This is a genomic window from Helicobacter japonicus, assembly GCF_000762845.2.
GTDB classification, from domain to species: domain Bacteria; phylum Campylobacterota; class Campylobacteria; order Campylobacterales; family Helicobacteraceae; genus Helicobacter_C; species Helicobacter_C japonicus.
The window spans coordinates 102999-116871 of sequence record NZ_JRMQ02000003.1; the positions used below are offsets into that span (position 1 = coordinate 102999).

Here is a 13873-nt window from a genome sequence, read left to right on the forward strand (position 1 = left end):
CTTTGGAGCGCATATTATGCCCAAGCTTTAATAAAATAAACATTAAACATTAACTTTTAACAAGTCCTAATTCGACCTTATTTTTATTTTGTGAAAGAATCTCGCACTCTAATTCACTCACATCTTGTAATATATCGCTCAATTTTTGTCCTCGATCCTGTGTGATTTTGCTAATATGCACAAGTCCATCACCACCACGTGGCAACTCTACAAACACCCCAAAATCTGCAATTTTTTTAATTTTCCCTACAAATTGCTCCCCAACTTTATAGCTCTCCCAATCAATTTTTTCACCACCGCCACTAACTACATCCATAATAAAGGCTTTTGCTTTGCGTAAATTCTCTACATTGTCTGCATTAATACTTACCATTCCGCTTTCTCTTACTAAATCAATATTCACAGCAAAACGCTCGATAATATCCTTTATTACCTTCCCTCCTGCACCAATAACTTCAACAATCTTATGTGGTGGAATCATAAAACTTTCACTTTTTGGTAGAATTGCTTCATTGAGCACAATACTTGCCCTTGCAACTTCCATAATGCTTAAAATATGTGTGCGTGCATCTTTTGCCTGAAACAAAGCATTTTTAAGAATCTCTTGTGTAATCCCGCCAAGCTTAATATCCATTTGCATAGCACTAATGCCCTTATATCCACCGGCAACTTTAAAATCCATATCACCATCGTGGTCTTCTAATCCACTAATATCAGTTAAAATAGCATATCTATCACCTTCTGTAACAAGCCCCATTGCCACCCCAGCAATAAGAGAATTTACCTGAATTCCGCAAGCGCACAATGCTAAAGAACCACCACATACACTTGCCATTGAACTTGACCCATTAGATTCCAAAATTTCTGACACCAAGCGAATACTTTTGTCATTTTCATTGATACTTGATTGTAAAGCATTTCTTGCAAGATTGCCGTGTCCTAGCTCTCTACGCCCAACAGATCCTATGATGCCAGCTTCTCCCACACTAAATGGTGGAAAATTATAATGAAATAAAAAGCGTCTCTTAAGAGCAACTTTGCTCTCTAGCATTTCATAGTTTTGTGCATCACTCTCTGTGCCTATTGTTGCACTTACAAGTGCTTGTGTCTGCCCTCGTGTAAAAAGCACACTTCCATGCACAAAAGGTAAAATATTTGTTTCGATATGAATGGGTCGCACCTCTGTAAGTCCCCTACCATCAGCTCTTTTTTGAGAATTTAAAATCATAGAGCGCACATATTGCTTTTTAAAGGCAAAAACATATTTTTGAGCCTCATCTTGCTCCAAATGACAATCTTTAGCTACCTGCGAAGTGAGGGTGTGAATGTGTTGCAAAGATTCAGATTTTGCCATAAAACTTAAAGCAGCACTCATTTGTTCTTTATAATTCTTACAAATGCGTTCATACAAACTCTTATCAAGCCCATTTTGTGCTATTTTTAGGTTTAGTTTTTGCTTTCTATATGGAGAAAAAAGCTGGTGATAAGTGTTGGTTGCGTGGGAAATATAATTTTTGGCTAATTCTATGGCAGACAAAAATTCACTCTCTGCAAGCTCATTTGCACCTCTTTGTGTGCGCATAGCTTTCATCTCAATCATTAAAAGCTCTTCCCCTCTTCCCGAAATAAAAATATCACATTCACTCTCTTTAAGTTGCCTAGCACTAGGATTCACAATAAAAGTGTCATTCACGCGTCCTATACGCACTCCAGATACTGCATTATCTTGCAAAGATTCCAAAGGTAAATCCGATACATAAAGCGCACAAGAAGCAGCATTGAGTGCATTAAGCTGCAAATCACTTTCTCCATCATAGCTTAACACCATCACAATAATAGAAGTATTATGCCCATAACCCTTAGGAAAAAGTGGGCGCAACGTGCGGTCAATAAGCCTTGAAGTGAGAATCTCAAATTCACTAGGCTTACCCTCGCGTTTAATAAATCCAGAAGGAAACTTGCTCTTTGCATAAGATTTTTCAATATATTGAACACTTAGAGGCACAAAATCTTCATTAATCTCTTCATCTACTTGTGTGCAGACACTTGCTAAAAGCACACTTCCCCCACTTTGATACAAAACCGCACCATTTGATGCCCTTGCTACATATTCAAAGCTATACGATTCACTTAGATTCTCCAAATCAATATCAATGCGTGTCATTATGTTTCCTTTGTTGTGTTTTGATTAAGTATCTCTTCAAACTCCTCATCACTGATAGGTGCAAGATGTGGAAAATAGTGTGCCATAGAAACATAATACTCTATGGGATAAGGACAGCATACTTCATCGCAAATCTCACATAAAGTTTGATAAATATCTTTTGGCATAATGGGTGCAATGGCGGTAATACTCTTTACCTCCATATTCATACAAGTCTTTATTGCTACCCCAATACGAAAGCCCGTCTCTACACCTAAATCAAAAAGAAACACATCTTTTCCTTTGAGAGAGGTGAGTTCCTTGCCCTTGCGTAATTGATAACGACTTGGCAAAATCACTTCTTCATATTGTCGTTGTGCCTCACCATAAACATAATCTAAACTAATATCAAAGGCATCAATCAGTCTTTCATTAATCACAATTTCCATATCCTCACTCACCACAGCAATAGCACATTCAGGATTATGCGGAGCAGAAATAATTTGTGTAAAAAGAAATTCCATTGGCACTTTTAGCTTTGTAGCAAGTGTTTGTGCGCATTCTATACCATCACGTCCAATCGCTACTAAAATGGCATTTTGAAGTGGAAGATTCTTAAGATATATCATATCAAGAATAGCGCGTAAAGAATCTTCCTTTTCTTCAAACACAATCTGTTGCACTTTTATCCTTTATTCTTTAAATCTATATGTCAAACCTGTATTTGCCAATGGCACAAAACGAAATTCAATTTTTACATATTGATTTTTTATAGGCGTAATTTCGTTGTTAGCCGTGAGTGTAGGACGCACATCTTGTGCTACTTTCAAACCCAAACCAAAACATCGAATATTTTTAGAAATTGTAACATACCAATCCTTTAAATACCCTAGTTCTGTATCATAACCTATATTTGTATCAAAACGAAATAAGCCAAAATCATAGCCTAAACTCCCACGCATAAAGCCTGTATTTCCCGAAGAATACAAACCTGATGAAAGATAAAGCGGGTCAAGTTTGAAATAATAAGTAAAACGAGAATCTAATCCCCATTTATTTAATGAAGCATTTATTGAAGCCTCATTTACGCTTTTGCGTGTATAAGAAAAAAATGCCGATGCGCTTATACTAAATCCATCTATTGGAGAGAATCCAATCTCATTTTGAAGCACTTGATTTTTTGTCAAAAAGCTATCCTTAAGAAAAACTCGCTGATAAATACGCCAGTAAAATAACTCTTTGCCATTCTTACCATAAAAATACTGCGAAGCCTTCAAATCCACTTTATGTTTATTTTTTACCACATCGACAATATCACTAGGATTCCAATACATTGCTAAAAGTGTAGAATCAATACCTTGCTCAAGTAACGCATTATACGCTTCATATCGTTCATCAGATACCGCCATTGAGGTATGCTTATATAATGCTCCACTAAAAATAGCCTCAAGATTCAAAGAATGAAAAAAATGTCGATAAGGACGTGCTAAATCAGAATTAAACGATACATTATAGCTTCCTACTGCATAATTAATGCTATTTGAAAGTGCATCATTTTTTGCATCTACCAAGTCTTGTGCATTCTGCAGGGCAACCGAAGTTGCATACATATCAAGATTTACTCCTGTGCTTATATAGTTATTAAAAAGTGGTATAGCCACACCTATAGGCAAAGACATACTATTTTGAAAATATCCATATCCCTTAGGACGCGTGATATACTTACTTTGAAAGTCAAAAGTGTAAAGAAGATTCTTAAAAAAAAGAGAATCTGTGTAACGATGATAATGTAGATGTGGTAAAGATTGAAAAGTATCAGTGTTATTAGCCTTTGATAAATCAAGATAATATTTAAAATAAGTGCCAAAATAATTTTTATCTGTATTAAGAAAATAGTTAATACGAGATTCATATAGACGCGTATTAAATGCAGCATTAAGACTTTTTAAACGCATATATTCAAGGTCGTTCATATAGGTAATATTTACAAATAAGCCATCAGTTGCACGCTCATTTTTTGCTAAAAGATGTTGTGTTGTGTAATTAAAAGTCCCGCCATAGATGTATTGATTCTTGAGATCATTTTCAAGCATATACGAATCAGTATTTTGAAAATATCGTGTTTGTAAGAGTGCTATTTGGTTATCCTTATCGGCAAAAGCAAACTCTAGCTCTCCGCCAACCCCTCTTTGTGTGCGTATTTGTGGAGAAAATGTTATGTCCCAGCGATTAAAGGGTGCTATAAATAAAGGCTGCTTATACATAAAGCCCTGTTTATTGCTCAAAGAGAGTTCCGGAGAAAGCAATCCACTTTTACGCACATTGCTTGTAGGAGCAATAAAATAAGGAAGATAAAACACGGGTATTCCCCCAATATAAAAGCGCGAATTCCATACACTCATATATTCTTTTGTTGTATTATATGTGCCAGAGCTTACATTCAAATGCCAAAGTGGATTCACAACATCACAGCCAGATATTACTCCACGTTTAAAGGTATAAATCCCATCTTTCCCAGCTCCTTGGTGCGACATCACCCACATACCCATTGTGCTTTGTAAGTAAAGATGGGAGACTTTAACTTGTTTATCTTGCATATTGATATTTGCTTCTTCCACATCAAGATATAAGGTATCACCCTGATAGACTTTCACTCCACCTTGTAAATAGACATACTTAGTTTGCTTATTGTAAATAATCTTATGCGCTACCATATATACATCGCCATAGAGTAAAAACGCATTGCCATCCGCGATTACTTCATCATTACGCGCACTTACATTATCGGCAGAAAGGTCAAATATATCCGTTGTTTGTTCCGCATACGCACTTACAAAAAAAATGAAACACGCATACCATATGCTAATAAAAAAACGATTTTTCAACACACAATTACCAAAGTTTTTGCCATTCTATCGTGCAATGTCCGCGCACACTTATCGCCAAATCCAAACACATAAGTGATAAAGAGCAAACTCTCCCCTATATATTTCCCACAAGCACGAATCAAAGCATACATAAAGGTAGGTTTATCAAACAAATCTACACTCACTACGCGCATTTTGCATAAAATCTTGCCAATAGAACTTCCACAATACCACACAAATAATGTATCATAGCCTACTTTTAAAACCCATATCTGCCACACATAAGCCGTCATAAATTCCCGCATTGTTTGATAATCTACATTTCCACCATTTGCATCACTTATCTGTGAAAGGATATCAAGATTGGCAAGTGTAAAAACTAAAGAGAGCAAAAATACATCAATAAGCCACGCTACAGAGCGCAATCCCTTGTCTGCAAGAGTAAGATTCTCTCTTTCTAAATTATCTAAAATGCGCTCATTATCCATTTTGTAACGCCCTATAAGCAATATCATCTCTAAAGTGCATACCTTCAAAAAATACATTTTTTAGAATCTTGTAGGCATTATCTCTTGCTTGTTTTAAGCTTGAAGCAATCCCCACCGCTAAAAGCACACGCCCACCACTCGCAAGTAATTGCCCTTGTGAATCTACGCTCACACCCGCATATATAATATGTCCTAGATTCTTATCAAAGTTCTGAATCTTAATAGGCATAGGAGTGCTTGAAGTATAAGGATAATCTTTTGATGAGGCTACTACCGCTACCGCATATTGATGTTTTAGCTCATAGCGCAAATCCTTTACCCTGCCCTCCACGCAGTGCACAAGAATATCAAGCAAAGGTGTTTGTAACATAGGCATTAGCACTTCACATTCAGGGTCGCCAAATCGCACATTAAATTCTAGCAAATATGGCTCTAGCTCACCATCTTTTTCTACCACCATAATACCGCCAAAAAGCACCCCCTCAAATGGTGTGCCATTTTTACTCATCGAATCGAGTGTGGGAGCGATAATACGCTGCTTAATTTTGTCCATTAGATTCTCATCGCATAAGGGTGTGGGCGTATATGCACCCATACCACCGGTATTTGGTCCTTTATCCCCTGTAAGTAGTCGTTTATGGTCTTGACACGCAGGGAGCATTACAAAATCTTTCCCATCACAAAGCGCAAAGACAGAAAGCTCATATCCATCTAAAAATTCCTCAACCACAACACATTTCCCAGCATCACCAAAACTTATGCCACTAAGCATATCTTTTACGCTTTGCTTTGCTTCCTCATAGCTTTGTGCAATAATCACGCCTTTCCCTCCGCATAAACCATCAGCCTTTACCACAATGGGTGGTGTTAGCGTATCAATAAAAGCGCAAAGACAATCAAAATCACTTGATTGAACATATCGTGCAGTTGGAATCTTTGCTTGAGAGACAAAGTCTTTCATATACGCCTTGCTTAACTCTAAAGCTGCTGCTGCTTTGGAGGGTGCAAAAACACGAACATTGTGAGCGCGCAAATCATCACTTAAGCCCTCGCCAAGTGGTGCTTCAGGTCCTATAACAACAAGTGTAATATTATATTTTATGATAGATTCTAAAATGTCTTGTGTATTTTTATAAGAGAGATTTTGTCCAAGATTATGTGTAGCACCATTACCGGGTGCAAAATATAAAGATTCTATTCTACTATCTTGTTTTAATGCCAAACCTATGGCATATTCACGCCCTCCATTACCAATAATCAAAATCCGCTCTTGCATAATAATCCTTAAGCTTAAACCCCCAAATGAGCGTTACCCCAATGTGCGTAGCCTAAAAAAGCCACAAACAGAGCCAAGAGAATCTCATTAGGCGGCAAATCCTCACTGCATTAGCAGCTCAAGCAGAAACACCGACACACAGAAACTACTACGATTAGCTCAATAATCTTTTAGTAACAGACTAGCGAATGATAAGGAAATGCGCGTCATTTAGGTTGAAACGCATTCTAACAAAAATAAACTTAAAAGCCCATACCTAGCTCTAAAACAAGTGTAAAATTTTGACTTGCTGGATAAAAGGCACTTAAACCATTATCTGCCACAATGCTTTGAGAATCTTGAAGCTGATGATATTTTGCTTTAAGTCGTCCAAAAGATTATATCGCTCACCATAAGTAAGCCCAACAAAGCCCTGCGTGATAAAGCCTTGTGTGTTTAAGCCATTCCTAAAAAGCCCTTTAGGCTCTAGTGTAGCAAAATTATAAACACCTAAGCCATAATAAATCCCTAGAGCATATTCAAATCTCACATCGGGCAAAAGCTCAATGTATCTTTGTGAGAGATTAAGTCCAAAGCCGATTGTTCCTATACTTAAGCCATTTGGAGAGTTGCTAGAGTTAAGATTATACATCTCCATAGGGATTCCAAAACCCAAAAAAAGTGGTTTGCTTAGTGAGCCAAGATTAAAGCCAATATCTCCAAATACGCTAAAAATTGTGCCAAAACCACGATTGGTGCTTAAGATATTATGCGAACTATGAGTGTTAAAATCCATAAAGTTTATGCCAACATTTGTATGAGCATAAAACTCTCTATCATACCATAGCGCATCACCACCTAAGCCACCGCCTACACCATTAATGGCAATCTTTGAAGAATGAAGATTCACAAAATGCGGAGAGAGAAATAAACGGTCATCATTGCAACTTTTATGTGTGCATTGAAAGCCAAAGCTCTTGCAAGCAAATAAGTATATAATGCAAAGAATCAAAAATTTTACACTCTTCATACATATTTCTTCGTTATAAAATTTAATAGCTCTCATAATATTATAACCCACTTGAGAAATCTAAATCATTAGTAAGGGTGGATTCTTATTTTAAGTTACTATTTTACAAAAATTTTATAGAATCTGCCCTTACTACAATACAAGGAACTGAAAATGCAAAAAGTGCCAAAACCTTATTTGCAAGAATATAAATTTACGCTCAAAGGTATGCTTCAATTTGAAATAATAAGCTTTTTGGGACGCTATTTTTTCTCGCATATGCCATCACGCGCACCTAAGTTTCACACTCTTGCATCAAAAGAAAAAAATTACCTTAATCTTGGGTGTGGTAATCAATTGAGGCAAATAATGGGGGGGGGGCATACTATAATTAATGCCGATTTTTTCTCACATCTTAAACCTTATAAAACTTACTCTACTCCTATGCCAGAGTGGCAAATTGATTTACGCTATCCTTTGCAATGCCCTCATAATATATTTGATGGCGTATTTTCAGAACATACGCTAGAACATCTCTATATTGATGATGCTATTGCCCTACTTAGGGAAATCTTTCGGATTCTAAAACCTAATGGCACAATTCGCCTAAGTGTGCCTGATTTAGAATTTCATATACAACAATACCTTAATGCAAAAAAACAAGATTCGACTCAACAAGCTTTAGCAAGTGAGTATATAAGAAAACTCACACAAGACTACCTCCACTTAAGTGTATGGGATTATGATGGATTATCTTATGCGCTTGAAATGGTAGGCTTTGTAGATATTCAACGCTCTTCTTTTAATAATGGACGCGATAAATCCTTACTATTTGATGCTAAGCAAAGAGCTTTTGCAAGCCTTTATGTAGAAGCAAGCAAACCTCTATAACACAAAAGGTGTGTTTTGATATACAGAAAAATTAAGCCAATTTGCAAACATCACACTCGCACTTGATTTCCACGATAGCACAGGCTCGTTGCGCTCATTAAAATATCCAAGTGGCTTTTCAATCTCCAAGCCCTTTTGCTTATCGCGCTCATATTCTAATAAAAGCGTGTCTTTGGCATATTCAGGGTGAGAGAGGATAAAATAATCTTTTTCATCTTTCAACACACTCACACCGCTTTGCTCCCCTTGAAGCAAAACCTTTAAACTTGTGTGTTTGATGCAAGATTCATCAATACCTGAATGCCTAGAATGAGGCATATACACAATTTCATCTAAACCATTAAGGAGTAAATCCTCTTGCACCTTCTTATGCGCAAAAACCCCAAAAAGTTTTTTATTTAAAGAGACTTTTGGAATCTTATGAAAATAATATAACCCTGCCATAGCCCCCCAGCATAAATATAAAGTGCTTGTGCAGTGATTTTTTAAATATGCCATAATCTCCACAAGCTCACTCCAATATGCCACCTCTTCAAATGTCAAATGTTCAATGGGTGCGCCTGTAACAATCGCGCCATCAAAGTTACGTCCTTTAATCTCACTAAAATTCACATAGAACCTATCAAGGTGGCTTTTAGGTGTATTTGTCCCAATATAACTCGCTGTTGAAAGCAATGTGATATTGACTTGCAAAGGAGAATTTGCAAGAAGAGAGAGAATCTGATTTTCTGTCTCAATTTTCGTAGGCATAAGATTAATAATCAGCACTTCTAGTGTGCGTATATCTTGGTGTATGGCACGCTCTGCCCCCATAATGAAGGCATTTTTTCGCAAAAATGTATAAGCAGGTATATCCTCTGGTATCACAACAGGCATAGCAATCCTTTTATCTCTTGATTTATATGGGCTATTTTAAGATTCAATAGCCTTTTTCAAATCCGCAATAAGATCTTGTGCGCTCTCTAACCCTATACTTAAGCGAATTGTGCAAGGTGTAATACCTGCAGATTCTAATTCCACCCCACTTAATTGAGAATGTGTAGTAGAGGCAGGGTGAATGATAAGCGACTTACTATCGCCAATATTAACCACCATTGCAAAAATCTCTGTGTTATTGCAAATTTTTTGTGCTTCTTCAAAACTTTGTGCTTCAAAGCTAATAAGCCCAGAACTTTGTGAGTTTGTATAATATTTATCAAGCAGAGATTTGTAAGGATTGCTTGGTAGAGATGGATAAGATACACTGCTTATTTTGGGGTGAGATTCCAAAAATTGAGCCACTTGTAATGCGTTTTGACTATGTTTTTTAATGCGTAACTCTAAAGTCTCTAATCCTTGCAATAAAAGCCAAGCTGATTGTGGAGAAAGTGTTGCACCGATATTTCTTAGCCATTCTGTAATAAGGCGAATACTGAAAATAGGTAGAGGCAAACTCGCGTAAATAAGCCCGTGATAGCTAGGGTCTGGCGTATTAAAAGCAAGATAGCGCGGATTATCCTTAATGAGTGCATTTAATCCTGTGCGCTCTATAATAGCCCCACCTAGAGCACTACCTTGCCCATTAACATATTTACTCAAGCTATACACACTAATATCAACGCCATAATCAAAAGGTTTATGCAAAAATGCCGTAGCCACTGTGTTATCACAAATGCTAATGATTTTATGCTTTTTAGCGATTGCTGTGATAGATTCTGTATCGGCAATAGAAATTTGTGGATTAGAAATACTCTCAAAGAAAATTGCCTTTGTTTTAGAATCTATAACTTTTTCAAGTGTGCCACTAATATTATCAATATCAAACACTCGCGCTTCTATGCCAAATCGTTTTAAAGTATGCACAAAAAGCGTTTGTGTGCCACCATAGATTTTATTTGAATACACGATATTATCACCATTTTCCGCACAATTTACAATCGCATAAAAAATCGCCGCACTCCCACTTGAAGTAGGCACACCAAATACACCTCCTTCAACTGCTGCAAGTCGTGCACCAAGCACATCTGTCGTAGGATTTGTAAGGCGCGTATAAATATTACCAAGCTCCTTTAAGCCAAATCGTGCTGCCGCTTGAGCTAGACTTTCAAAGCTATAAGCAGTATTTTGATAAATAGGCACACTCATAGTGCGTTGGGTATCATAAGTATAACCCGCGTGAAGCGCGAGTGTGTCTTGCGAAAATTGATTATGTGATAATTGAGCCATCATTTCTCCTTTCAAATAAAACTTCTTTCATATTATCACAAATAATTAAGATTACAATATGTATTTTATAAAATTTTGTCAAAAAAATAAAAATGTTACTTTTTGCAAATATTTTAAATTACATATTGTATTTTGATATATTTGTAAAAAATATTTTAATATTTTAAGATTCTAAGTCTTTTAACACACAAAAAACATTCAAACAGCCTTATCGCATTATTTACATAGCATTAAGATTCTAAAAATAGAATCTTAATCTAAGAATCTCACATATTGTATTGAAAAAGTAAGGGAATATTAAAGTTTGAAAGCAACTACATTTTTTTGGATTATTTTTGGTGTAAGTGCATACGCAATGTATTATATTTATGCCGCATATTTAATGGATATACTCATTGCGCTTTTGCTTTCTATCGCCACTTTTGGCTTATACAATACATTATCAAAATATATCAAATATCCCATTGTGTGTGCGTTTATCAGCGTATGTATCTTAGTTCTCTTTCTTGTCGTGCCTCTGTTTTTTCTCATAAAAAGCATTATCACCTCCACGACAGAGCTTACACTTAATGCTGCTGCCTTTAACGCATTCGTTGAGGGAAGTAAAGAACAGATTCTCTCTCTCTTTCATTCATTCCCCGACATTCAGCAAAAAATTGAAATTGCGCTTACAAACATTTCTGCCTCTTCAATTCTAAGCTATGTATTTAACTTCAGCTCACAGCTTGGCAAATCAAGCTTAGGATTTATGATAGATACAGGCTTTATTATTGTATTTTTGTTTTTTTACTTCCTTTATGGTAAGCAAGCTTATGCCTATATTATTGAGCTTATACCTTTTGAGAACTCACAAATTTCTCTCGTGCTTAATGAAGTAACAAATACCATTAAAGTCGTATTTTATACTTCTGTGCTCAATATTGTTTTACAAGGCTTTGCATTTGGGGTGATGATTATATTTTTTGGATATGATGGTGTCTTTTTTGGTATGCTCTATGGACTTGCCTCAATCGTCCCTATAGTTGGTGGCTCTTTGGTATGGCTACCTATCGCAGGGTATGAGTTTTATTTAGGACACACACAAAATGCAGTCATCATCGCTATTTACGCACTTGCAGTATGTGCAGTGCTTATTGACAATATTATCAAGCCTATTCTTATTGGCATCATCAATAACAAAGTGCTAAAAACTTCAGTAAAAATTAATGAACTTCTTATTTTCTTTGCGATTTTAGCTGGACTTACAAGCTTAGGATTTTGGGGTATTATCATCGCTCCAGCACTCACAGCACTTTTTATTTCGCTTTTAAGAATCTATCGCAACCAAACCGCCAAAGAACCCCTTATACCCGTAGATTCTAAATCCCATTAACCTTATTAAGAGATAAAATCAATAACTTTAAGCTTCAGTCTTTTGTAATAACTATCTCTTATAATCTCAAAATATACATCGCCACATTGCCCTATTTCACGCATACAAGGGGCAAAAAACTCAACCCCAATAAGTCTTATCTCGTTAGTCATATCCTGTAAGACATATTCAAAATGTCTTATTTCCTGCTCTTTTTCTGCATCTTTATTTTTTTTACCAAGCGGCTTTATAGATTCTATACGCATTTTTTCACAAATAAAAATAGGTGTAGGATTCCCCACGCCAAAAGGCTCAAAAGATTGCAAAATCTCCATTAACTCCTCATTAATATCCGTGCTTTTAATCACACCTAGCACCCCATCTTCTTCATCTTTTTCAACAATAAGAGTTGTAGGTAAAAGTGTGAAAAAATGCTCTAGATTCGATCTTTCTAAGCTCAATCCAACTGCCCCACTATGCCCACCATAAGCAAGTAAATGTTTTTTTTGCCCCTCTAAAGAAGTGATGCTCTCTATAAGATTGACACCACCAAAACTCCGACCACTGCCCTTTAATACATTATTATGTTCGGAAAAAATAAAGGTGCTTTTTTTGCATTCTCTAGCAAGAGATGAAGCAACAATCCCTAGCACACCCTCGTGCCAACCTTTTGCGTAGCTTATCGCAATATATTCATTTTGCATAAGATTAACACGCGCAGATTCTAATATCTCATTCTGAATCTGCTTGCGCTCATTATTAAAAGTAACAAGCTTATCATAAGCAATTTTTGCCTGTGTAAAATCTTCACTCACTAAAAATTCTAATGCAATATCTGCACTTGCTACACGCCCTGCAGCATTTAAAAGTGGGATAAAAGAAAAAGCAAGAGTTTGACTATCAAGCTGCTTAGATTTTCCTCTCAAGATTTGTGCAAAAGGCATACAATCTCGGGCTAAAGATTCAATACCCTTTTTAACAAATAGGCGATTTATCCCCACAAGTGGCATTATATCACCAACGCTCGCAATGGCAAGATAGCCCAAAAATATACCCATATCGACTTTAGCTTTAAGAATCTGTTTTAAGGCAGCACAAAAATACCACGCCACCACCGCACCACAAATTGCCTTTTGTGGAAAAGTGCAATCGCTTAAATATGGGTCGATAATCACATCGGCGTTTGGTATGTCCCCTGTGGGCATATGATGGTCAGTGATCACAAGTGAAACACCCGCGCTTTTACACCATTCTCCAGCAGACAATGCTGTTATGCCATTATCCACGCTTACAATCACAGCAGCATTGTTTGCATATTTTTCTAAAAGTGGAGCACTTACACCATACCCATCATTAAAGCGATGTGGAATAATAAGACGCATATTTTCATAGCCTAAGATTCTAAAAAATCGCACCATAATGGCACTCGCACACACACCATCAGCATCATAATCCCCAACGACAAGCACTTCTTGCCCTTTATTTATACATTTTGCTACGATTTGTGCCCCTTCAAATGCGTGGGTTAAGTTCTGTGGCAAAGGTAAATCCTGCAATGATGAGAATCCACGCTCTACATCACGCGCTAAAAGCATATCAAGTATTTGTGCTTTGTTAAGATAGGGGTATGTCATCTTTAATCTATTCCACTTTATCAATTGAAA

11 protein-coding genes are annotated in these 13873 nt (G+C 36.6%); 2 read left to right on the top strand and 9 right to left on the bottom strand.

The genetic code is table 11. From position 1 onward, the window contains the following. Positions 1-49 precede the first annotated feature (49 nt). The 6 genes from LS65_RS03715 to LS65_RS03740 all read right to left on the bottom strand — a co-directional run bounded on the left by LS65_RS03715 (position 50) and on the right by LS65_RS03740 (position 7783). The gene (locus LS65_RS03715; RefSeq protein WP_034361661.1) at positions 50-2164 is read right to left on the bottom strand and encodes a polyribonucleotide nucleotidyltransferase; all 2115 of its coding nucleotides are present in this window, start codon (positions 2162-2164) and stop codon (positions 50-52) included. Further along, positions 2164-2826 (bottom strand): phosphoribosyltransferase, encoded by a 663-nt coding sequence (locus LS65_RS03720; protein WP_034361660.1) that lies wholly within the window; start codon positions 2824-2826, stop codon positions 2164-2166. Before LS65_RS03720 ends, LS65_RS03715 begins: the two co-directional genes overlap by 1 nt. 9 nt (positions 2827-2835) lie before the next feature. After that, positions 2836-5031: an LPS-assembly protein LptD gene (locus LS65_RS03725; protein WP_236096614.1), complete on the bottom strand. Its 2196-nt coding sequence runs from the start codon at positions 5029-5031 to the stop codon at positions 2836-2838. Then, positions 5025-5498, bottom strand: coding sequence for an RDD family protein (locus LS65_RS03730; protein WP_034361658.1), 474 nt, complete (start codon positions 5496-5498; stop codon positions 5025-5027). The genes LS65_RS03725 and LS65_RS03730 overlap by 7 nt, the downstream gene beginning before the upstream one ends. Beyond that, positions 5491-6774 (bottom strand): phosphoribosylamine--glycine ligase, encoded by a 1284-nt coding sequence (gene purD, locus LS65_RS03735; RefSeq protein ID WP_034361656.1) that lies wholly within the window; start codon positions 6772-6774, stop codon positions 5491-5493. The genes LS65_RS03730 and purD overlap by 8 nt, the downstream gene beginning before the upstream one ends. Positions 6775-7078: 304 nt before the next feature. Then, complete coding sequence (locus LS65_RS03740; protein ID WP_034361654.1) at positions 7079-7783, bottom strand: hypothetical protein; 705 nt, start codon at positions 7781-7783, stop codon at positions 7079-7081. A gap of 153 nt (positions 7784-7936) precedes the next feature. Between LS65_RS03740 and LS65_RS03745 the strand changes: the two genes are divergently transcribed. Further along, positions 7937-8653, top strand: a complete 717-nt coding sequence (locus LS65_RS03745) for a class I SAM-dependent methyltransferase (protein ID WP_034361652.1) — start codon at positions 7937-7939, stop codon at positions 8651-8653. Here LS65_RS03745 and LS65_RS03750 read toward each other — a convergent pair. After that, on the bottom strand, positions 8648-9529 hold the full coding sequence (locus LS65_RS03750; RefSeq protein ID WP_034361650.1) for a homoserine O-succinyltransferase: 882 nt from the start codon (positions 9527-9529) through the stop codon (positions 8648-8650). The genes LS65_RS03745 and LS65_RS03750 overlap by 6 nt on opposite strands. Before the next feature lie 36 nt (positions 9530-9565). Next, on the bottom strand, positions 9566-10858 hold the full coding sequence (locus tag LS65_RS03755) for an O-acetylhomoserine aminocarboxypropyltransferase/cysteine synthase family protein (RefSeq protein WP_034361648.1): 1293 nt from the start codon (positions 10856-10858) through the stop codon (positions 9566-9568). A gap of 304 nt (positions 10859-11162) precedes the next feature. On the opposite strand from LS65_RS03755, the gene LS65_RS03760 reads away from it, so the two are divergent. Beyond that, the gene (locus tag LS65_RS03760; RefSeq protein ID WP_034361647.1) at positions 11163-12230 is read left to right on the top strand and encodes an AI-2E family transporter; all 1068 of its coding nucleotides are present in this window, start codon (positions 11163-11165) and stop codon (positions 12228-12230) included. 5 nt (positions 12231-12235) lie between these two features. Here the strand turns inward: LS65_RS03760 and recJ are convergent, their stop codons facing one another. Then, positions 12236-13843, bottom strand: coding sequence for a single-stranded-DNA-specific exonuclease RecJ (recJ, locus tag LS65_RS03765; protein ID WP_034361645.1), 1608 nt, complete (start codon positions 13841-13843; stop codon positions 12236-12238). Positions 13844-13873 lie beyond the last annotated feature (30 nt).